20 protein-coding genes are annotated in these 21,174 nt (G+C 64.8%); 1 reads left to right on the forward strand and 19 read right to left on the reverse strand.

The annotated features are described in order from the left end of the window. Nucleotides 1-50: 50 nt before the first annotated feature. From ACPEE1_RS19560 to ACPEE1_RS19635, 16 genes are all read right to left on the reverse strand, one after another. Entirely contained in the window at nucleotides 51-884 is an 834-nt protein-coding gene (locus ACPEE1_RS19560; protein ID WP_116924534.1) for an ABC transporter ATP-binding protein, read from the reverse strand. Next, nucleotides 881-1,762 (reverse strand): nitrate ABC transporter permease, encoded by an 882-nt coding sequence (gene ntrB, locus ACPEE1_RS19565; RefSeq protein ID WP_182345565.1) that lies wholly within the window; start codon nucleotides 1,760-1,762, stop codon nucleotides 881-883. The genes ACPEE1_RS19560 and ntrB overlap by 4 nt, the downstream gene beginning before the upstream one ends. A gap of 97 nt (nucleotides 1,763-1,859) precedes the next feature. Then, nucleotides 1,860-3,155 (reverse strand): CmpA/NrtA family ABC transporter substrate-binding protein, encoded by a 1,296-nt coding sequence (locus ACPEE1_RS19570; protein WP_182345004.1) that lies wholly within the window; start codon nucleotides 3,153-3,155, stop codon nucleotides 1,860-1,862. Nucleotides 3,156-3,464: 309 nt separating this feature from the next. Next, entirely contained in the window at nucleotides 3,465-4,781 is a 1,317-nt protein-coding gene (locus ACPEE1_RS19575) for a nitrate regulatory protein (protein ID WP_182345003.1), read from the reverse strand. A 78-nt stretch (nucleotides 4,782-4,859) separates the two neighbouring features. After that, on the reverse strand, nucleotides 4,860-5,678 hold the full coding sequence (locus ACPEE1_RS19580) for a M55 family metallopeptidase (RefSeq protein ID WP_116924531.1): 819 nt from the start codon (nucleotides 5,676-5,678) through the stop codon (nucleotides 4,860-4,862). Between the two features lie 4 nt (nucleotides 5,679-5,682). Continuing rightward, nucleotides 5,683-6,777, reverse strand: coding sequence for a P1 family peptidase (locus ACPEE1_RS19585; protein WP_260718876.1), 1,095 nt, complete (start codon nucleotides 6,775-6,777; stop codon nucleotides 5,683-5,685). Then, nucleotides 6,770-7,807: a tripartite tricarboxylate transporter substrate binding protein gene (locus tag ACPEE1_RS19590; RefSeq protein WP_423934514.1), complete on the reverse strand. Its 1,038-nt coding sequence runs from the start codon at nucleotides 7,805-7,807 to the stop codon at nucleotides 6,770-6,772. The genes ACPEE1_RS19585 and ACPEE1_RS19590 overlap by 8 nt, the downstream gene beginning before the upstream one ends. Before the next feature lie 142 nt (nucleotides 7,808-7,949). Further along, complete coding sequence (locus tag ACPEE1_RS19595) at nucleotides 7,950-8,417, reverse strand: GNAT family N-acetyltransferase (RefSeq protein ID WP_116924529.1); 468 nt, start codon at nucleotides 8,415-8,417, stop codon at nucleotides 7,950-7,952. A 57-nt stretch (nucleotides 8,418-8,474) separates the two neighbouring features. Further along, on the reverse strand, nucleotides 8,475-11,348 hold the full coding sequence (locus ACPEE1_RS19600; RefSeq protein ID WP_182345001.1) for an Hsp70 family protein: 2,874 nt from the start codon (nucleotides 11,346-11,348) through the stop codon (nucleotides 8,475-8,477). Between the two features lie 315 nt (nucleotides 11,349-11,663). Next, on the reverse strand, nucleotides 11,664-12,074 hold the full coding sequence (locus tag ACPEE1_RS19605; protein ID WP_182345000.1) for a GNAT family N-acetyltransferase: 411 nt from the start codon (nucleotides 12,072-12,074) through the stop codon (nucleotides 11,664-11,666). A 438-nt stretch (nucleotides 12,075-12,512) separates the two neighbouring features. After that, on the reverse strand, nucleotides 12,513-12,722 hold the full coding sequence (locus ACPEE1_RS19610; protein ID WP_116924526.1) for a DUF4287 domain-containing protein: 210 nt from the start codon (nucleotides 12,720-12,722) through the stop codon (nucleotides 12,513-12,515). Between the two features lie 398 nt (nucleotides 12,723-13,120). Further along, nucleotides 13,121-13,351 (reverse strand): hypothetical protein, encoded by a 231-nt coding sequence (locus tag ACPEE1_RS19615; protein ID WP_182344999.1) that lies wholly within the window; start codon nucleotides 13,349-13,351, stop codon nucleotides 13,121-13,123. Nucleotides 13,352-13,451: 100 nt separating this feature from the next. After that, the gene (locus ACPEE1_RS19620; RefSeq protein WP_116924524.1) at nucleotides 13,452-13,943 is read right to left on the reverse strand and encodes a hypothetical protein; all 492 of its coding nucleotides are present in this window, start codon (nucleotides 13,941-13,943) and stop codon (nucleotides 13,452-13,454) included. A gap of 90 nt (nucleotides 13,944-14,033) precedes the next feature. Beyond that, a complete protein-coding gene (locus ACPEE1_RS19625; RefSeq protein WP_182344998.1) occupies nucleotides 14,034-14,618 on the reverse strand; it encodes a TetR/AcrR family transcriptional regulator in 585 nt (194 codons plus the stop codon). A 107-nt stretch (nucleotides 14,619-14,725) separates the two neighbouring features. Next, the gene (locus ACPEE1_RS19630; protein ID WP_420093982.1) at nucleotides 14,726-15,484 is read right to left on the reverse strand and encodes a hypothetical protein; all 759 of its coding nucleotides are present in this window, start codon (nucleotides 15,482-15,484) and stop codon (nucleotides 14,726-14,728) included. A gap of 313 nt (nucleotides 15,485-15,797) precedes the next feature. Continuing rightward, nucleotides 15,798-16,676, reverse strand: coding sequence for an alpha/beta hydrolase (locus ACPEE1_RS19635; protein WP_182344996.1), 879 nt, complete (start codon nucleotides 16,674-16,676; stop codon nucleotides 15,798-15,800). A 361-nt stretch (nucleotides 16,677-17,037) separates the two neighbouring features. On the opposite strand from ACPEE1_RS19635, the gene ACPEE1_RS19640 reads away from it, so the two are divergent. After that, nucleotides 17,038-17,373 carry a four-helix bundle copper-binding protein gene (locus ACPEE1_RS19640; RefSeq protein ID WP_423934521.1) on the forward strand — a complete coding sequence of 112 codons (336 nt, stop codon included), beginning with the start codon at nucleotides 17,038-17,040 and terminating at the stop codon, nucleotides 17,371-17,373. Between the two features lie 134 nt (nucleotides 17,374-17,507). Here the strand turns inward: ACPEE1_RS19640 and ACPEE1_RS19645 are convergent, their stop codons facing one another. From ACPEE1_RS19645 to ACPEE1_RS19655, 3 genes are read right to left on the reverse strand one after another with little or no spacing between them, the layout of a single operon-like run. Next, entirely contained in the window at nucleotides 17,508-18,398 is an 891-nt protein-coding gene (locus ACPEE1_RS19645; protein WP_182344995.1) for an NAD(P)H-binding protein, read from the reverse strand. Continuing rightward, nucleotides 18,395-19,495 carry an ABC transporter substrate-binding protein gene (locus tag ACPEE1_RS19650; protein ID WP_182344994.1) on the reverse strand — a complete coding sequence of 367 codons (1,101 nt, stop codon included), beginning with the start codon at nucleotides 19,493-19,495 and terminating at the stop codon, nucleotides 18,395-18,397. Before ACPEE1_RS19650 ends, ACPEE1_RS19645 begins: the two co-directional genes overlap by 4 nt. A gap of 24 nt (nucleotides 19,496-19,519) precedes the next feature. Beyond that, nucleotides 19,520-21,142, reverse strand: a complete 1,623-nt coding sequence (locus ACPEE1_RS19655; protein WP_423934525.1) for an ABC transporter substrate-binding protein — start codon at nucleotides 21,140-21,142, stop codon at nucleotides 19,520-19,522. Nucleotides 21,143-21,174: the final 32 nt, after the last annotated feature.

Raw genomic sequence — 21,174 nt, forward strand, 5'->3', positions numbered from 1 at the left:
CAAAAAAGGCGCTCCATATAGAGCGCCTGTTGCTAGCTAAGTAGGCTTTATCAGGCCACCTTCTCCACATGGGCCTGGCGGGTGTAGAGAAAGTCGATCACCGCCTTGCGGCAGGCCTGGTACTGCGCATCCTCGGCCAAGGCGACCCGGTTGCGCGGGCGGGCCAAGGGCACCGGCAGCACCTCGCCAATCGTCGCAGCAGGACCATTGGTCATCATCACGATCTTGTCGGACAGCAGCACGGCTTCGTCCACATCATGGGTCACCATCACCACGGTGCTGCGCGTGCGCGCAACGATCTCCAGCAGCTCGTCCTGCAGCTTGGCGCGGGTCAAGGCATCGAGGGCGCCAAAGGGCTCGTCCATCAAGAGCACCTGCGGCTCCATCGACAGCGCCCGGGCAATGCCCACGCGCTGCTTCATGCCGCCCGATATCTCGCCGGGGCGCTTGTGCGCTGCATGGGTGAGGCCCACCAGTGCCAGCGCGGCATCGGTACGCGCAGCCAACTGGGCCTTGCGCTCACGCCCGCCAAACACCCGCTCCACCGCCAGGTGTACATTGGCCCAGCAGGTGAGCCAGGGCAGCAGCGAATGGTTCTGGAACACCACGGCACGTTGCGGCCCCGGCCCCTTGATCTCGCGGTTGGCGCAGAGCAAGGTGCCTTCGCTGGGGCTGGTGAGGCCGGCAATCAGGTTCAGCAAGGTCGATTTGCCGCAGCCCGAGTGGCCGATCAGGCTGACAAACTCGCCCTGGGCAATCTCCAGGTTGATGCCCTGCAGCGCCTGGAACAGGCCCTTGGCGGTCTTGAAGCTTTGCGCCACCTGCTGGATCTCGATGTACTTGCCCTGGGGCGTCGCGGGAATGTTGGGCGTATTGGGCGTCATGCCTTGACCTCCTCAAAAGTGAATGCCGAGGCCAGGCGGATCAGCGCCCATTCCAGCAGCAGGCCGACCAGGCCGATGACAAAGATCGCAATGATGATGTTCTTGACATTGAGGTTGTTCCACTCGTCCCAGACCCAGAAGCCAATGCCCACGCCACCGGTCAGCATCTCAGCAGCGACGATCACCAGCCAGGCGGTGCCGACTGCCAGGCGCACGCCCGTCAGCATATAGGGCAGCACGGCGGGGAAGAGGATGGTCGTGGCAATCTTCCATTCGCTCAGGTTCAGCACCCGCGCCACATTCATATAGTCCTGCGGCACGCGCTGCACGCCCACCGCCGTGTTGATCACCATCGGCCAGATCGAGCAGATAAAGATGGTCCAGATTGCCGCCGGGTTCGCGCCCTTGAACACCAGCAGGCCAATGGGCAGCCAGGCCAGCGGCGACACCGGGCGCAGCAGGCTGATCACCGGGTTGAACATGCGCGAGAGAAAGTCAAAGCGGCCAATGACAAAGCCCAGCGGAATGCCGACCAGTGCCGCCAGCCCAAAGCCGATGCTCACCCGCTGCAGCGAGGCCAGCACATTCCAGCCCACGCCCTGGTCATTGGGGCCGTTGCGGTAGAAGGGATCGCGGAAGATCTCCTGCGCCTGGGCCCAGGTCTCCTGCGGGCCCGGAATGCCGGGGTTGCCCTGGGCGACGATGGACCACAGCACCAGCAGCAGGCCAAAGCCCAGCACCGGCGGCAGCAGGCTTTGCACCAGCGCGCCAAAGCGCTGCTGCCAAAGGGCAGCCATATCGCGCTTGGCGGCGGCAGGCACGGCAGGCGTGGCAGCAGCAGGCTGGCTGCCCGCTACCACCGGCAAACTCCGCGCCATGTGCTCATGGATGGACAACACTTTGCGCTCGGCCGGGGCCGGCGTGGGCAGGGGCGAAACACTCTCTCGCAATGCAGCGGGCATGGGGCTCTCCTTGTCAGGCCTTGATGGCAAAGCTGTCGGCGTACTTGGCGGGGTCCGAGCCATCCCAGACCTTGCCGTCGATCAGCGGGCTGCTGCGCATGTCCGACTTGGGCACGGCGATCTTCAGCTGCGCAGCCGCTTCCTTGTACAGGGCGGTCTGGTTGATCTTCTTGGCCACAGCCAGGTAGTCGGGGTGGCTCTTGAGCAAACCCCAGCGCTTGTGCTGGGTGAGGAACCACATGCCATCGGACAGGTAGGGGTAGCTGGCCTCGCCCTCGGCAAAAAACTTCATGTGGTTGGGGTCGTCCCAGGTCTTGCCCAGGCCATTTTGGTAGCGGCCCAGAATGCGCTGGTTGATGGCATCGACGCTGGTGTTCACATAGGCCTTGCCGGCAATGGTCTCGGCCATCTTCTGCTTGTTCTGCAAGCTGGCATCGATCCAGCGGCCCGCCTCCAGAATCGCCATGGTCACCGCGCGCGCGGTGTTGGGGTGGCGGCTGACAAAGTCCTGCGTGCAGCCCAGCACCTTTTCCGGGTGGTCGCGCCAGATGTCCTGGGTGGTGATGGCCGTGATGCCGATGCCATCCATGATCGCGCGGTGACCCCAGGGCTCGCCCACGCAAAAGCCATCCATATTGCCCACGCGCATATTGGCCACCATCTGCGGCGGCGGCACGGTGATCACTTTCGCATCCTTGAGCGGGTGGATGCCCGCGCTCGCCAGCCAGTAGTACAGCCACATCGCATGGGTGCCGGTCGGAAAGGTCTGCGCAAAGGTGTATTCGCGCTTTTCCGCGCCCATCAGCTTGGCCAGTGACGCCGCATCGACGGCGCCCTTGTCGGCCAGCTTCTTGGACAGGGTGATCGCCTGGCCATTGCGGTTGAGCGTCATCAGCACCGCCATGTCCTTTTGCGGGCTGCCCACGCCCAGCTGCACGCCATAGACCAGGCCATAGAGCACATGGGCAAAGTCCAGGTCGCCATTGACCAGCTTGTCGCGCACGCCGGCCCAGCTCGCTTCCTTGGTCGGCGTGATCTTGACGCCGTACTTCTGGTCCAGGCCCAGCACCGAGGCCATCACCACGCTGGCGCAGTCGGTCAGCGGGATAAAGCCGATATTGACCTCTTTTTTCTCCGGCGCATCCGAGCCGGCGGCCCAGACGCCCTGGTGGCCCAGCGCGCTGTAGACAAAGGTGGCTGCCGCTGCCTGGGCGCCATGGCGCAAGAACTGACGGCGGCCGGCCAGCGGCGAAGAAGCGGGCGAAGCCTCTGCCGCCGGGGCGGTGTCAGGGGTGGGGCGTATCGTCATTCTTGTCAAACTCCATCGAAGGCGTTGCAGATTCCAAAAACAAAAAACGGCGTCCTTTCGCTGAGGGCTTGCACCATCAGGAAAGGGACGCCGTTGTCCCGAAATAACTCGCGATTACCGGAAACAGGCCGCCTTTGGCCTGGTTGGGAAGATCAATGCATATTCCATGCCAATTCAAAAATTGCAGTGCTTCCCTCTGAAGAGCCAACCTGGGCCGGCGCTGCACACCGGCCCGGATCCCTGCAATGGTGCATTGCAGCAGCCTGCGGGCCAACGGCTGCCATGCTTTGGTGCGCGGGCGGAAAGCTGCTAGCGCTCAGCTGCAGCAGGGCCTGCGGGCGCTGCAGGGGCTTGGGGCACCAAGGCCGCCATCGCCAGCACGGCCTCGGCCACCTCCAGCATGCGCTTGTTCTGGTTCATCGCCGTCTGGCGCAGCAGCTGGTAGGCATCGCTCTCGCTGAGCTGGTGCTGGGCCATCAGCAGACCCTTGGCGCGCTCCAGGGTCTTGCGCTCGTGCAGCGCAGTGCGCGCCTCCTGGATCTGGCTCTGCATGGTCTGCAGCCGCTGCGATTGCTGCTGCACCAGCGACAGGATATCGCGCCCCAGCGCCGGCGCGCCCACGGCATCGAGCGACCAGGTATCGGGCGGTGCCGAGGCCTCAAAAAAGGCCATGCCGGCTTCGCTGCCCTCAGCGCCCTCTGCGCCCTCTTGGGCAGGTTCAGCGCCCGGTGGCAACGCCTGCAAGGCCGCCAGCGCTTGTTCCTGCGCCTGCAGCTTGTGCAGGCACAGCACCTGCAGCTCCTGCGCGACCAAGGTCTCCACCCCATGCAAGGCATCGAGCCGGTGGCTGCAGGCGGCAAACCAGTCGGCGCTCCAGCTGCGGCTCAGGCTCGATCCGCTCGCGGTATGGGCCACGCGGCGCATGCGCTCCACCGCCGCCATGTCGGTGTCGCCCGCCATATGGGCCTGCCACAGCACCAGCACGCGCGGCGTGGCCAGGCTGGCAAACACCTCAAAACAGCGCTCCTGCGACTCGATCAAATGCAGCCACTGCGCCCGGGCACTGGGCTGCAGCTGGCCTGAGGCAAAGGCGCTGGTGCCGCAGGCGCGCTCCTGCCCGGCCAGCTCCTTGCCCTGCATCAGGTGAAACAGGGCCACCAGCATGCGCGATATCTCGGGCTCATTGGCGCTGTCGGCCGCCTCAAACACGACGGACAGACAGCCGGCAATCAGGCGCGCAAAGGCGTCGGTACAGGCGGAGGGCGTGAGCCGCCCGGCCTGCACCTGGGCGCGCAGCGCAGGCAGCGCCGCCACGCCTTGCAAGGTATAGGCAATCGCATTGCACAGCCGCGCGCCGCTGCCGCCGGAGGGGTGTGGGCCCAGGCGATCGAGCTCATCGCGCACGTGGGCGATCTGCGCATCCGCCAGCAGGCGCTGGGGCGCCAGCAGCTCGGCGCCCTGCGCGCCGCCGCTGGCCAGCACCATGTTCGACAGCCCGCGCTCCTTTTGCAGCGCATGCACCAGCGAGGACATCGCTACCACCAGCGAGCAGGCCTTACCCAGCTGCTCCAGCGCGGCCATCTCATGCTGGCGAGCAGCGACCAGAAAATGCAGGGAAGACTTCATAAACGCGCACCACCGATGTTGAGCGCTCTACCCAGCAGGTTTCATGCCATGCCAGCCGGGGGCCTGCCCCAGCGCCGCTCAGCGCAGCATGCTGGACATGGCCGAGAGGCAATTGGTCATGCGCACCGCCGATTCGATGTCCGGCGCGCTAAAACGTACCGTGCGGCCATCGACCCGCTCCAGCGTCGGCCACTGGCAGAACAGATCGGCCATGCCGGGCGAGGTGGCGACAATCTGCACCTGCACCGGGCTGGCGGTGTGCAGTGGCTGGCAGCGCCCGCGCCCGGCCAGGCCCTGCTCCACCCCGGCGCGGATGGCTTTTTGCGCCTGCTCAGGCGAGAGGCTGATGCCGCTGCCCTGGCCGGTGGCGCGCTTGGTCTGTACAAACACCGCCTGCGGGAAGATCGCCTGGTTCTCCTCGCGCAGCACATCATCGCCAGCCAGCATCACCACCGGCGCGCCATAGGCGCCTGCCAAGGCGCCGTAAAGGCTGGCCTCGCTGGCCTCCTGCCCATTGATATGGATGCTGGCAAACGCAAAGCTGTTGATCGTGTGGGCCAGAATGCCCCGGCCCTGCGCGCGTGAGTGGTAGCCGACCATGCAGACCGCTTCCACCCCCAGCTCCACGCCAGCGACCATGCTCAGGTAGCGCGGTTTGCCCTGGATGACCTGGGCGCGCGCATCGAGCAGATCGGGCGGCATATTGCGAAAGCCGCCATGCGAGTCATTGACATAGACCTCGAGCGCGCCAGCGGCAAAAGCGCCTTCGACGGCGGCATTGGCCTCCTGGGCCATCAGGCGGCGCGCGCGCTCATACTCGGGGTTGCCCGCTCGCACCTGCTCGGGGTGGTAGACACCGGCCACGCCTTCGATATCGACAGAAATCAGTACTTTCATCGCCTCAGTCCTTGCACAGTTCTTGCAGACCCCAACGCTGGTGGCCGTCACGCCCTTGCACGCTCTGCGCATGCCACAGCGCATTCAAAATCGATTGCTCCACCGCATCCGCCGCCGCGCGGAACAGCGGGTCGAGCTGCGCCTCATGCAGCATCGCCAGCGCCGGCATCGGCGCGGCCGCATCGGCCGGCACGGTGTAGGCGGTCGAGAACGCCAGCGCAATATCGCCGCTGCCGTGGCCGTAGCAGGATCCCGTATTGGCCAGGCCGGCAGCGGCACGCCGCGCCACGCGGCTGAGCTGGCGGCTGTCCAGCGGCGCATCGGTGGCCAGCAGCATGATGATGCTGCCTTTGTCGACGCCATCGCCCGCTGCGCTGCCAGCTGGTATGCCCGCCGCCAGCTTGGCCTGCAGACGCCGCTCCAGCGCCGCGCCCACCGCCTGGCCGCCCCAGCGCAGATCGGCCAGCTTGCCCATATTGGCCAGCACCAGCGCGCCCACGGTATAGCGCTGCTCGCCCAGTGTGACCAGGCGCGATGCGCTGCCGATGCCGCCCTTGAGCTGAAAGCTCGACATGCCCCGGCCCGCGCCCACCGCGCCCTGCACTACTTCGGGTGAGGCTCTGTCCAGCGCCGCCTGGTAGTGTTCCGGCCCCACTGCCATGCGCTGGATATCGCTCAGGTAACCGTCATTGCATTCCAGCACCAGCGCATTCACCGTCGGCAGGCTGCGGCCGCATTCGGGGTTGGCGGCAATGCACTGCGCAATCTGCGCCTGCACCACGGCCGAGACGCCAAAGGTGTTGGTCAGCGCAATCGGCGTTTCAATCTGGCCCAGCTCGGCCAGTTGCACCAGGCCGGCGCTTTTGCCAAAGCCATTGATAACGGCCAGGCCCGCTGGCAATTTGTGCATAAAGGGGTTGTCCAGCGGCGGTATCAGCACGGTTACCCCTGTCTGCAGATCGCCATCGGCCACCGTGCAGTGCCCCAGGCGCAGGCCCGCCACATCGGTGATCGCATTGCGCGGGCCCGCAGGCAGCAGGCCGACCACGGGCAGTTGCTGGCAGGCGGCCAGCGGCGCCGAGTCTTGGGGTTCAGTCAATGTGCGCTCCCGAGTCCTGCACCACCTGCTTCCAGTAGGCCAGCTCGGCCGGCAGGCTGGCCTTGAAGCTCTGCGGCGTGGACACCACCGATTCGGCGCCCAAGGTCTTCAGGCGCTCGGTCATCACCGGCGTGGCCAGCACCTTGGTGATGGCGGCATGCAGGCGCACGACGACGGTCTCGGGCGTGCCGGCCGGCGCAAACAGCCCATACCAGCTGGTAACAGCCAGGCCCTTGCCCAGTGGCACGATCTCGGGCGCGAGCTGCGTGGGCTTGTCCGAGGCCACGCCCAGCACCCGCAGCTTGCCGCTGCTGACAAAGGGCATCACGCCGGGAAAGCTGCCAAAGGTCATCGGCAGCTGGCCGGCCACCACATCGGTGGCAGCGGCCGAGGCGCCCTTGTAGGGCACATGCAGCAGGTCCACACCCTTTTGCTTTTTCAGCATCTCGCCCAGCAAATGGTTCAAGGTGCCATTGCCGGCCGATGCGTACTCGACCTTGCCGGGGTGCTGCTTGGCATAGGCCACCAGTTCGTCCAGGTTCTTGGCCGGAAAATTCCGGTTCACCACCAGCAAATACGGGGCGACTGCCAGCTGCATCACCGGCGTGAAATCCTTGATCGGGTCAAACGGCACCGAGCTGTAGAGCGCCGGGTTGATCGTGTAGGCGCTTTGCGCGGTCACCAAAAAGGTGTAGCCATCGGCCGCGCTGCGCGCCACCTGGCTGGTGCCCACATTGCCATTGGCCCCTGCCCGGTTCTCCACAATCACCGGCTGCCCCAGCGACTGGCCCAGGCCCTGCGCAATCGCGCGGGCAATCACATCATTGGCACCGCCGGGCGCCTGGGGCACCACAAAGGTGATGGGCTTGCTCGGCCAGTTGGCGGTGCTGGCCTGTGCCCAGGCCTGGGGAGCGCCCACCGCTGCCCATGCCAGCGCAGCCGTTGCCGCCAGCAGCACACGCCGTTTGCCTGCGGTGCCGGCACGCCATGCGCCCTGCGCTTTGTGGTGATGGGGGTTTTGTTGTTGCATGGCCGGGGCACTCCTTGGATTGGCTTTGTCGGTAAATGGCGACATTGTTGCATTGCGCAGCCGGCCCGCTGCGCACTGGGCCCTGGCTATCGCCAACCAAGAGCCCATCCTGCTCGGATGGCGAAGGCCAGCCGCGCCCGCCCTACTGCGGCGGCCTGGCGACAAAGGCCTGCTTGCTGCTGCCGTCAAAACCGGCATTGGCATAAAAGCGCAGGGTCGCCTCTTCCTTGCTGCCGGTCATCAGCATCACCTTGTAGCAGTGCTGGGCCCAGGCCCGGTCCAGCGCCGCATGCAGCAAGGCCTTGCCGTAGCCGCGTTGGCGATGGCCGCCATCGGTGACCACATTCTCGATCAGCCCATAAGGGCGGCAGCCGCGCGTGAGGTTGGGAATCACGACGAGCAGGCAGCTGCTGACCAGCTGTGCATCGACAAAACCACCCAAATAGTGGTTGCGTGGGTCTTCCAGCAAGCCTTGCCAAATGGCCTGCACTTGGTCCTGCGCTGGCAGCGCCTCATCCTGCGGATGAAGATGGGTGTAGAGCTGCAGCAGCGCCGTCAGGTCAGACAGGGCCAGCGGACGAATGACCAAGGGGGAAGAAGGATGGGACATCACAAAGGCTCAGAAATGGGAGGCGATGCTGCATCCTAAGCGCTTTCCCGGCTAGGCCTACAGCAGCACCAACCCCGGCGGCAGGCTGTCGCCCAGGCTGCGCTGCTGGTCTTCGGCATCCATCTCCACCACCTGGCTCACCATCGTGATCCAGCGCTCGGGCGCGCCGCTACTGCGCATCTTGTCCAGCACGTCCGAGCGCAGCGCATCGGGCAGATCGCGGGCGCGGTCGCCGGTCATGCGCGCCATCTGCAGCGCAGCAAACATGGCGGTCTCGTTGCGGCGCCAGTCCTGGGCCAGCGTGGCCTGCACAAATTCCTGGGCTGCGGCAGGCGGCATCACCAAGTGCGCATTGGCGGCCATTGGCTGGCGGGCGGCCAGGCGGCCAATGGCCCACCAGGTCTGCACGGTTTCGCCCTCGCGCTTCAAGCGCTGCAGCATCCACTGGCCCATCTCCTGGCGGTACTGCCAGGGGACAGCCTCCATCGCGGCAAACAGGCGCAGCATGTCGTCATAGCTGCCATGGCTACTCTTGCCGCCACTGCCATCGGCGCGCTTGCGGGCGGTTTGCTGCACGGCCTTTTGCATGTGGCCGGCCACATCTTCGAGCAGCTCCATCTGCTGCGCTTCATTCAGCCCGGCAGCAACGCGGCGCCAGAACACCCACCATTCCGTCCAGTTGCCCGGCTCCTTGCCATGGCCCAGGCCTTGCGGGTACAGCGCCCAGACCTGCTCCACGCGCCAGGCATCGAGCTGCGCGCCCAGGCCCGGGCGCAGGCACCAGCCGGCCAGGTTCAGCCAGGCGCGCTCATGCTCGGGTGTGCGGCGGCGGCGCTTGGCACGCGCCAGCAGCGCATCAAACATGGCCCGCAGCAGGGCCAGGTCCCAGCTCGTGCGCGGGCCCAAGAGCCGCTCCAGCACCAGGCGCAGCTGGCGTACTTCCTTGGCGTCCACCGCCTGCGCCTGGTTGCCAAAAATGCGGTCGATCTGCGCAATCGCCTGCTCCCGGCGCGCGCTGGCCCGTGCATCGTCGGCACTGTCATTGGTGGCTGCGCTGTCATCCGCTGCCTGCACGGCGCCGCGCAGGCTGAGTGGCAGCAGCCAGGATTGGCGGGGGTCATCGACGGCCAGGCAGCGCACCTCCAAGGTGCCGACTTCGGTCATGCTGGCTTGCAGCTGCACCTCGATCTGGCTCTTGTTCTGGCCTTCGGGCGCGGGCAGCACGGTGGCGAGCGGTGGCAGCTCTACCCAACCCTCCCCCTGCAACGCTGCCAGCTGCCCGGCCTGGGCCGGCAGGCTGGGCAGGCTGTTGGCCAGCAGGTCAAAGCGCACCGCCTGGCCCAGCTTGAGCGCAAAGCGCCGGCCCGACAGAACGATTCGCACGCCTTCCTGCGTGCCGCGTGGCAGCAGGCACAGACCCTGGGGCGCTGCGCCTTGGGCACCGGGCAGCAGCAGCCAGTAGCTGCGGGCCGATCCGCCACCAATCTGCGGCAAACGGCTGCGCAGGCTGGCCGCAGGCGGCGCTGCTGCATCGTCAGTTGCGGGCATTGCTACAGCTGGCTCAGGCTCGGGCGCAAAACGGGTCAGGCCATAGGCGGCCGCGCCCCGGGCCACGGCCCAATCCGGGTGCGGGTTGTGCAGCACGCGCACCGGCGCGCCGCGCCAGGCTGACAACTGCTGCGTCAGCCGCTCCACCACCGCATGCGCATGGAACACGCCGCCATTGAGCAGCACGGTATCGGGCAGCGCCTGCGCCGCGCCACTGCTCGCATGCTGCGCCAAGAACTGCGCGAGGTGCCGGGTGATGGCCGCATCGGCCGGATAGGGCAGGCCAAAGCCGCGCAAGGCGCCCTGGCGTTTGCCGGGCACCGCGCTGCGCTCGGCCAGCGGCAAAAATCCTTCAACCACCCATTGCTGCACCTGGGCGCGGCTCAGGTGGGCGGTCTTGCTTTGCGCCAGCAGCCGGCTGCCGCCGCCCAGCAGGGTCACCGCCACCTGCTCGGGCGCATCGGCGGCCAGCAACTGCTCCTTGGCGATGCGGCAGCGATGCACCAGCTGCGCAAAACGGGCAGCGGGCAGGCGCTGGCCCTCGGGTGCAAACTGGGGTTCGAGCTGATGCGCCAGGGCCAGGTCCATGTTGTCGCCGCCCAGCATCAGGTGCTCGCCCACGGCAGTGCGCGTCAGGCTGGGCAGGCCGCCATCGGCAGCGGACTCGACCTGGATCAAGGTCAGGTCGGTCGTGCCTCCACCCACATCGACCACCAGCACCAACCGGCTGTCCGCCAGCCGTGCGGCCAGCTGCTCCCCCTGCAGCACCAGCCAGTCGTGGAAAGCGGCCTTGGGCTCTTCGAGCAAATGCACCTGGGGCAGGCCCGCCAGCTGGGCGGCCTCCAGGGTCAGCGCACGCGCGCCCTCGTCAAACGAGGCCGGCACCGTCAGCACCACGATCTGCGCGTCCAGCGGCGCCTCTGGATGCGCCTGCTCCCAGGCCGCCTTGACATGGGCCAGGTAGGAGGCCGATGCCGCTAGCGGCGATATCTTGGCGACCTCGTCACCCGCGCCCCAGGGCAGGATGGCCGCGCTGCGGTCCACCCCCGTGTGCGACAGCCAGCTTTTGGCGCTCGCCACCAGGCGGTTGGGCACCGCCGTGCCCAAATCCCGGGCCCAGCGGCCCACCACCGCCGGCGCTGCATCGCTCGCGCCTTGCGGGGGCCAGGGCTGCTGCCAGGCATCACCCAGCTCGCCTTCTGCCGCTTGGTAGCGCACCGAGGGCAATAGCGTTTGGGCCTGTATCTCGCCTGCGCTGCTGCGCTGGGGAAGGGTCAGCAGCGCAATCTCCTCGCCCGTCCCCGTCAGTGGTGCATAGGCCACCACCGTGTGGCTGGTGCCCAGATCGATACCAATGACATAGGAGGGAGACGAGGAATTCATAAACGGCCAAGCGAGACGGCAACACCCGGCAAAGGCCTGCCGGGTAGGCGAATCGTAACAATTCTTGCAAAGACCTGGGGGGCCTCTGCAGAACCCTGGCCCAGGGGATGGGCGGCGATCGGGATGTGCCGCCACGGTAGCAGCACAGGGAGAGGCGGAGATCGGTGCTGTGAAGGCTGATGGCGTGGTGGCTCAATCCACGTAGCCCTATGGGTTGCTTCTGACGGTCTCTGAACGATCCGATGCTGCCGCTCAGCCTATTCCGTAGCTGGAATTCGACTTAGCCCGAAATAGGATTGTGGAAATGGCATTGATTTAAGGACGCTTGAAAAGAATAGTCATTTCAGCCAGCGGAACTTTGTAGCCACAAGCTTTAAAAAAGTGCTTCGCCTCACCCAGGGCTTTGATATAAATTGGCACGCCCGGCCATTGCTTTTCGACTACCTCAAGCATCGCCCGCCCAACTCCATGACCCTGAAACTGGTTGTGTACGATCAATTCACCGAGCATGGTGCTAAAAGCTCCGTCGCTGAAAGCAGACAAATATCCGATGAGCAGTCCTGAAGTTTCACGAGCATGAACAACCAAGGGGTATGCAGCATTGGAGACAACGAACAATTTGCTGTCCTCTTCGCTTCCCCAACCAACAGAGCGAGCGATTTGCGCATACTCTTCAGCAGTGACGTCTTTATTTGTTGAGACACGAAAATCAAAAGAATCATTCATATCTTGAATGCAAGCTGAGTGGCTAGGCCAAATATCAACGCACGCAGATGAGCATGATCTCCAGCGGAAAACGCTTGCGTTTGATCACTGGCTTGAGGGTTTCTGGCGTGGGCTGTGCGCAGGATTTCATCACATCATCCGACCAGTCGTGGCTTACTGCGACATAACCATGACGCCTTCCTAGTAGGAGCTCGTTACTGTGGAAGTAAACAAATGATTGAACGGCAGCAACTGGCCGGATGCACCCGTGCCCGCAACGCTTGGCCTCATTCCCCTTTTGGCACAATTAACGCCTCTTGGAGCTGCTCCATCCGCATATGGCTGGGTCCATAGGCTCAAGCTCGGTAGCGAGTGCGGCATAAGCAGTGGCGCGATGCATGTGTGGTGGAAGTGTCCGTTTGTGGCCCAGATGCAGCCTGGGGCAGGTTTCTAGTCGTGCTACTTCTTCATGAGGAACGCTGCAACCAGGGCGTTCGCGTGCCCATGACCGATCTGGTGCTGGGTCTTGAGGCAATTGACCAGCTCCATGTGCTTCAACGGACCCGCATTCTGAAGAATCTCCATCCAATGCGTTATTGGCTTGGCGTAGGTCTTTTCGATGGAAGGAAAGTACGAGGCAGGTCCTTTTACCTTGGATGTCTCGGCCATGGAGTGCTCCTTTGAAGGGTGAGGATAGTGTCCCCGTGCAATGCCTAGTTCGGCATTCTGACTGAGTTGCGGGCCCCTGCCTAGATAACGAAGTTTGGCCAGTTTCTGCCGCAGGGGCGAAGAGCCGCTCCTGGCTGGCCGTAGACACGCTGAGCGTCTATTCGGCCACCCTTTCCGCTTAAATTTTCACCATGTGCACAGTCCGTGGGGAATGCGCTGAAAACGGTTGCGCGAGGGCCCGCGCATCATCGGGTGTTGCATCCTTGTGATGTGCACCAGGAACCATGAAGCAGGAGTTCGACCCGGCACCGACAGCAAGGCACCGTTCCCAATCTCCAGCCAGCCATTGGCAAGCCAGACGGGCAACGCAGCCGCCCGCCCATCCCGCATCATCCCCCTCAAGCGGCCACCGCCAGTGCGCTCAGCGCCTCCGCCAAAAAGCGCTCCGTCGTCCACGCCTCGCGCACCAGCACCTGGCGCGCCGTAGCCGTCAAAGCAGCCGCATACCCCGGGCGCAACAGCGCAAACTCGCCATGTACCTGGGCGATAAAGGGGTCAGGCGCCGCTGCAGGCACAGGCGCGCCAGCGATGATCGGCCGGCCCAACAGGCGCGATGTGATCTCGGCCACACACAGCGCGCCGGGCTGGTGCGAGAGCAGGAGCAGCCAATCAATGCCAACAAGGGCCTGCCTATCCCAAGACAAGCAAGACAAAAAATGCGCTGCCTATTCAGCGCTTGCGTTGTGACCGCATCCACCACATTTGCCATGCGGCTCCCACCACAAAAATCGCCAGCCAAGCGAGCACCGTGCCGCGCACCAAAGGCGATTCAGGGCCTGAGGCCAGAGGATGGCTGACCGGCAGACGCGTCAAGGTTTCACCGATGGCAGGGACCAACAACAGAAAGAAGCTGAAAGAAAAGCCGAACTGCGACAGGTAGGGAGCGAGGCGTGGAAACAGCGGCAGCTGCCGGATGAGCAATGACCCGCCCATCACCAACAGCGCCAGAATGCCCAAGGCATGGCCGGCGTTGAATCCTCCGGTGCTGGACAGGCCGAACGCCGTCAGCACGGACAGCAGCATGCCGACCAGGTACAGCTGACCCGAGCGCTTGGCCGGCTCAATGGCGCGGTAGCGGACAAAGCTGTACAAGCCGGCAGCGAGCGGCAGCACACTGATGGCGGTATGGAAGGCGCCAAGCGAGGAGATGGGATGAGGCATAGGGTGGTCTTTCTAAAAACAACCGACTAGTTGATTGGTTACATGGGCAAAAAATAGAGGGCCCGACACCCTGGGTGACCGGGCCATTCTTCAAGCTGCCAGCCGATGTATCGCCACGCGCACGATCGTCTGGAAAGCATCGGGATCCCCCAAGGCGCGGGCCGTCAGCATCGCGCCATGCACGGTGGACATCAAGGCGAGCGCTTCTACCGGCGCATTCGCTTCTGGCTTGAACTGCGCTTTAGCCTGGCCTTGCGAGATCACCGCTGCCAGCCACTGCGTCAGATCCTGGAAATAGCCGCGCACTTCCGCCGCAATTTCAGCCGGGATCATCGGCGCTTCTGCGGCCAGCATCGCGCAGATGCACATCGTCGATGAACCGTCGCGTATGCAGCGCGCCCAGTAATCGACATAAGCGTTCAATTGGGCTTGCGGGTCATCGCCCAAATGCTGCTGCATCGCTGCCAAGCCCTCCACAGATTGCTGCCGATGCCGTTGAACCACCGTCAACACAAGATCCGCCTTGCTGGGGAAGTGGTGGTGGATGCTGGCCTTTCCTATCCCTACCTTTTCAGAGAGATCCGCATAGCTGAAGCCGTTGTAGCCGCCAGCGGCCAGCAATTGGCGGGCATGTTCTGCCAATTCCGTGGCGCGGGGGGAGAGTTCAACAGTCATCGGGTGGGCAGCTAGCGCTTTCAAAGATGAGCCATTCTACTAGTTGATCGGTTGGCGTCAAGCCTCTTTGACTGTTGGCCGAGCCACGCTGTCGCAGCAGCCCTAGCTCACACAGAAGCGCGTAAAAGCCGTTCGGACAAGGCAGAAAAGCGCACGCTGGGCAGCAGAAAGCAGAGCGCCTCCGGGTCCGCATCCAGCCTCTGCAGCACAGGGCAGTCCAGGGTTTGCGTGTCCAGCAGCAAGGGCTGCACCGAGGCGACATCCACCGGCAAGTCAATTGTGGCCAAGGCCGACCTGCCAGGGGCGCCCTCCACTGTTGGCACCTCCACCACCGCAGCGTCCTGGGAGGCCAGGCGCACGATTGCATCCGACCAGCCATCGAACATACCGGACCAGGGCGGCGACAAAACGGCGTCCCCTGCCCTCACCGCCCTGGCCCCCAATCTCGGCGCGCTGCCATCGCCGGGCGCGATGTCGACAATGGCCTCATCAGCGTTCACGCGGAAATCGAAGCCAGCTGGCCAATGGGATGGCAAGGCATCACTGAACAGGCGCGTCCCGGCCACATGGGCGAGGCTGTCCATCACGTTGTAGACAAAGGCAACGGTGGGAATGGGCGGCGCATCAGCCAGCGGCTCTGCCAGGTACAGACGCCAGTTGCTCTGCAATGGCGAAGGCATAAACCGCCTCAAGGGCCCCATCCACCGAGGACCAAAATGCCCATGCCGATAGGTCAGCACCGTAAGAGGCGTGCGACCTTGGTAAGACCAGAGGCGCGCGCCCGGTGGGGCAAACGGGGCGGCCAGGGCTTCGTCCACCAGCCATGTCATGTAGACCACATCCACCACATCGCTGTCCAAGATCATGAAGGGCAGACGAGACATCAGCGCTCGCCGATAGCTGGCAAAGCGACGCGAATTGAGCAGTTTGGCCAGGCCATTGCCAAACCTGCCCTGGTAGGGGTGTGTGTAGAGGTGATGCATGGAAGCGGTAGACAGCAGCGCTGGCTGGCACCGTTGCGCGGTGGTGGCTAAAGGCCGTTTCTGGCCGAAAACGCCATATTAGCGCCAGCAGCCCGTCAGCATGGGACTCTCGCCACGATGGAGCAACCTAGGGACCGGCTGCTAAGCAAGCTTGTCGCCGCGACACAACCGGTCACGGCTGCTATCACATGAGGGGTCATTGCACCCGTTTCGGATCCCCGCGTACAAAGTCCAGCACCGTCGGCAGTACCGGGGCTAGCCAGTCCAGCGGCCGGGCCAGGGCGGCGACGGTCGTCACGTGGCTGAGGTGGTCAAAGATCCGTATATCCACGTCGGTACCGGCAGCCCGCAAGCGGTTTGCCAGGCCGACGGTGTTGCGCTGCGTGTCCACCACCTTGTCATTGCGTGCGGCCAGCAGCAGGGTGCGGGGGGCTTTGGCGTCGGCGTAGAAGATCGGCTGGGAATCGGCCGGGGTGTGTGGCCAGTTAAACGCCACCTGGACCTGGGGGTCCACAATCGGCAAAAAGTCGTAGGGCCCGGCCAGCCCAATCCAGCCCGCAAGCCGATCGGGTGTCAGGCCCAAAGGTGCCAGCCAGCGCGGGTCCAGCGCCAGCATCGCTGCGTTGTAAGCCCCGGCCGAATGGCCCATCACCATCACCCGCGAAGGGTCGCCACCCAGGCTGGCGGCGTGCGCGAAGGTCCACTGCAGCGCCAAGGCGCAATCGCCCAGAAAGCCCTCGTACTGCACCTGGGGGCTCAGCCGGTAGTCGGCGACCACCGCGATGATGCCGTTGGCCGCCAGCGCTTCGCCGACAAACCGGTACTCGGCCCGCTCGCCACTCGTCCAGTTGCCGCCATAAAAAAACAGCACCACCGGTGCATGGCCGGGCGACGTGCCTGTCGCTGGCTGGTACACATCCAGCAGATGCCTTGCATCGAGCCCATAGCGCACGCCGGTGGGGCCGTGGTAGGTGTCATGTGCCACCAAGTGGTCCAGTACTTGGGCACCAGAACACCCGGACAGCAGCGCTGCGATGGCGGAACCGATGCCGAGGAGGCTCAGACGGCGACTCATGGGGGTGGAAAGTTTAGAAGAAATGGGCATGTGCGCTATACGCCGCTATACGTCTTTTGGATTCATACCCTGGAGTGTGCGGAACGCCCTACCAGCGGCAGCTCCTTCAAGCAGTTATTTCCACCAGTCTGCGTTGAAGCTAGTTCTACGCCTCTCAGCGGGTACCGGAAACTTATGTAGGCCGAATGAGCGCTATAGGTTGAAGTGGCGCTATGACCCCAGTGCTGCCACCCCAGCTCCAACCTCGGTTCACCTTTGGCCAGTTGCATGCCGAACTGGATGCAGAGGAAATGAACGCGTCACTCCTACAGCTTCAGCTGCGCACAAGCCGTACAACAAGGTTTTGCAAAAGGAGACTGTGATGACCACCACCGCCAACCCTTATCAGGCCTGTATTGACGCATGCAACGCCTGCGTGATTGCGTGCAACGAATGCTTTGCAGGATGCCTCAAAGAGGACGATCCCAAGATGATGGCACGCTGCATGGCGCTGGATGTCGATTGCGCAGCCATCTGCTCGCTCTCCGTGGGTGCCATGGCGCGCAACAGCGAAATGGCGAAACACTTCTGCAGGCTATGCAGCGAGATCTGCCTCGCCTGCGCGAACGAGTGCGCCCATCACCAGCATGAACATTGCGTGCGATGTGCGGAAACCTGCAGGGCCTGTTCCAAGGCCTGCTTGGCAATGGTCAACTGACGAGGCGGCGCCAAATGCCAAGCAGGTCGGCACCTGCCCGCTGATTGAACAGCATCCCCACAAGTTGGATATCCGTCCAACCGATGGGGTGCCGTTAATGCACACCGGGCACTGCCAGCCTACTTCCCTCCGCCTCAAACTGCCACAGCCAAAGCCCCCAGCTCCTCCGCCAAAAACCCCTCCACCGTCCGTGCCTCCCGCCCCAGCACCTGCTGCACCGTGGCAGTCACCGCAGCCGCATGCCCCGCACGCATCAACGCAAAAAACTCGCCATGCACTTGCGCGATAAACGGGTCAGCCGCGGCGGGGGCGGCCACAGGCGCGGAGGCGGTGATGGGCCGGCCCAGCAGGCGCGATGCAATATCGGCCAGTTTTTGCGGGCGCAGCGCCTGGTTGCCGGTCAGCACCCAGGGGCCGGGGGCGCCCAGCCGCTGCTGGGCGGCCTCGGGGTTCAGCAGCGCTTCAACAGCAACATCGGCGATGTCGCGGGCATCGATATAGGAGACACCAGCGCCCAGGTGCTGGGAGCGGATCACAACGCCGGTGCGCAGCTCCCCGGCGATGCGCGACAAACCCACCTGCATCCAGGCATTGGGGCGCAGCACAACATGGGAGATGCCACTGGCCTGCAGTCCCTCTTCAATGCGGCCATGGGCATCGCCGGACAGCGAATGGCCGGGCGGGGCTATGGTCCAGTCCGAGCCGGAGAGCTTGACGATGTGCCGCACGCCGGCAGCGCGCGCGGCTTCGACCACGCGCAGTTGCTGCTCGGCCAGCGCAGGGCTGATCGGAGAGAGCAGGAAGAGACGCTCAATGCCGACGAGCGCCTTGCCCAAGGTGGCCGCATCCTCAAAACAGCCCTGCGCTATCTCGACGGTATCGCCCCACAGCGCCCGCGCAGTAGCGGCCTGGCGCACGAACACCCGGGGTCGCGCTTGCCGGGCCAGCAGGCGCGGCACCAGCAGCTGGCCCAGGCGGCCGCTCGCGCCGCAGACCAGCACGCGGGGATGCGGGTGCGCACTCATGCCCGCAGCGCCTCGGGCTGCGCCACGCTTTGCGCGGGCGCATTCTCGGCCAGCAAACGGTTCAGCGGCCGGGCATCGACCCAGTCGGTGACCGAGAAATCGGCCGGCAAAAAGCCCCACTCCAGCAAAAAGTCCTTGAAGTAGCCGATCGCATCGACCAGTTCGGGCTCCAGGCTGATGCCCAGATGGCGGTGGACATCGGCGCCGTTGGAGGCCAGGATGGCCTCTTCGCTGGTGGCGATCTCGCGGGCCACAAAGCGCAGGGTCTCATCGGGATGGGCCTGGGCCCAGCGGCCGGCGCGCTGCACCACGCGCAGCAGCGCCAGCACCAGGTCCGGGCGCTGGTCGGCCAGTGCGGCGTCCACCGTCAAGGTGCGCGGCGTGCCATTGTTGATGCGCACGCGCGGGTCGGGGTGGCGGCCAAATTCGCTCACCAGCTGCGCGCCGATCAGGTTGGCCACCAAGAGGCCCTCGGCGCCTTTGACAAAGATCGCATCGACCTCGCCGCGCACCAAGGCCTCCGCCTCGCGGAAGTACGGGTGGCGGCGGCGCAGCCCAAACAGGCTGGGCGTGCCATGCTGCTGGATCACCGACTCCTCGATCACCAGATCGACCAGTTGCACATCGCTGTGCTGCAGGCCCACCAGCGACAGGCCCGAGACCAGGCCCTTGAGGGCGGTGGCGCGGTGGAAATCGATCAGGTCATTGACGCGCTGGGGCACGCCAAAGCGCTTGCCCGCCAGGTCCTCGGGCTTGCCGATGCCCCGGCCCGGCAAGGTCACCAGCGCCTGGAACTCGTCTGTCCAGGTGATGGCCACCAGGCGTGTATCGCTGCCCTTGGCGCGCGCCCAGATCGGCGGAATATTGCCGCCCTGGCGGAAGGACCAGGGCAGGCGGTGGTCAAAATGGCTCTCGCGCACACTGCGGTCCTTGGAGTCAAAGATGGACTCGACCCCAATGCCCAGGGCCGCAAAGGCCTGCTGCAGCCAGCCGTGCTGCGCGGCAATGCCCAGTGGCGACGGCACCGGGCAGCGGGTGTACCAAAGGGAGCTGGGTTGTTGACCTTGTACGTTCGATGTTTCGGAAGGGCTTGTCATCGGTTTCTCCTTGGGGGAACGGGATCAGGACGCGGCCAGCCAGACGCCGGCCAGGTTGCCGGCCACGCCGTCTGCGCCCACGGTGTGGTTGCGCACGCGTTTGTCGGCAATGGTGTAGATGTCGGGGGCGACCAGGGTGATGTCGGGCAGGTCGGTAGCGATGTGTTTCTGGAACTCGGCCACCTCGCGGATGCGCTGGGCCTCGTTCATCTCGACGGCGGCGGACTCCAGCAGGCGGTCCACCTCAGGGCTGGCGTAGTGCGAGCCGTTGGAGAACGGCAGCCCGCGCTGAAAGCTCTTGGACCAGTACAGGCGCTGGATGCCCACCGTCGGGTCAAAGGTGTTGCTCATCGCGCTCACATGCAGGTCAAAGGCGCGGGCGGTGTAGATGCGCTTGATGTAGGTGGCAAAGTCCTGGCTGTTGATCTGCACATCGATGCCGATGCGCCCCAAGGCCTGCTTGAGGAAGTCACCCGTGCGCTGGCCGCCCTCGTTGGGGATGGGGGTCAGGTTCAAGCGCGCGCGCCACTGGCCGCCGGCCTTGCCGCGCGTGAGGCCCGCGTCGTCCAGCAGCTTCTCGGCACGCTTGAGGTCATAGGGCAGCACCGGCAGATCGGGCACATAGAACTTTTTCAGCGCCGGGTGCACCGGCCCGGTGGTCAGCTTGCCCTGGCCGTACCAGGCCACCTTGAGCAGGTTCTCGCGCTGCAGCGCGTGGGCAATGGCCTGGCGCACGCGCAGGTCCTTGAGCAGCTCGCTCTCCAGGTTGAACTCCAGCCGGTAGACGCTGTTGATGTACTCGTAGCCCCGGGTCTCGAACTGCAGGCCCGGCTTGGCGCGCAGGCGCTCCACCTCGGCAAAGGGCACCGGCGAGCTGGGCGCAATCTGCACCTGGCCGCTTTCGATGGCCGCCGTGCGCGCGGCGGCATCGGGGATAAAGCGCACCACCAGGTGGTCGATATAGGGCTTGTCGCCATCCCAGTAATGGGGGTTGCGCTCGTAGATCACATGGCTGCCGCGCACCCATTCCTTGAACACAAAGGGGCCCGTGCCCACCGGCGCATTGTTCGCCGGGTTGGTATCGGCCCGGCCGCTGGCATACAGGTGCTTGGGCACGATGGGCGACTCTGAGGCCGCCAGTGCCGTGATCAGGTAGGGGATGGGGCGGCTCAGCTGCAGCACCACGGTATGCGCGTCGGGCGCCTGCACCTCCGCCACGCCCGCAAAGGTGGCGCGGCCCCGGGGGTGGAACTCCTTGAGCAAGGCAATCGAGTGCACCACATCGGCCGAGGTAAAAGGCTTGCCGTCATGCCATTTGACGCCCTGGCGCAGCTGGAAGCGGTAGACCAGGCCATCGGGGCTGATCGACCAGGCAACAGCCAGCTGCGGCTGCGGGTTGAGGTTGAAGTCATAGGTCAGCAGCCCCTCGGTGACCTTGCCCGAGATCGTCACCGACGAGCCGGCGGTGTGCGCAATCGTCGTCAGGGTTGGCGGCTCGGGAAAGAGCAGCAGGTTCAGGGTGCCGCCTTTTTGCGGCTTGTCCTGCGCCCAGGCCAGGCTGGGAACTGCCGTGCCGATGCCGGAGGCAGCAGCGGCCAGCATAAAGTGGCGGCGCGTGGCGAGCGAGAAATCGGAATCAATAGACATGCGAGGTACCAAGGGTAAAAACAGGGCAGCGC

Origin of the sequence: Comamonas sp. 23 (assembly GCF_049601575.1) — a bacterium.
Lineage (GTDB): Bacteria > Pseudomonadota > Gammaproteobacteria > Burkholderiales > Burkholderiaceae_C > Comamonas > Comamonas squillarum.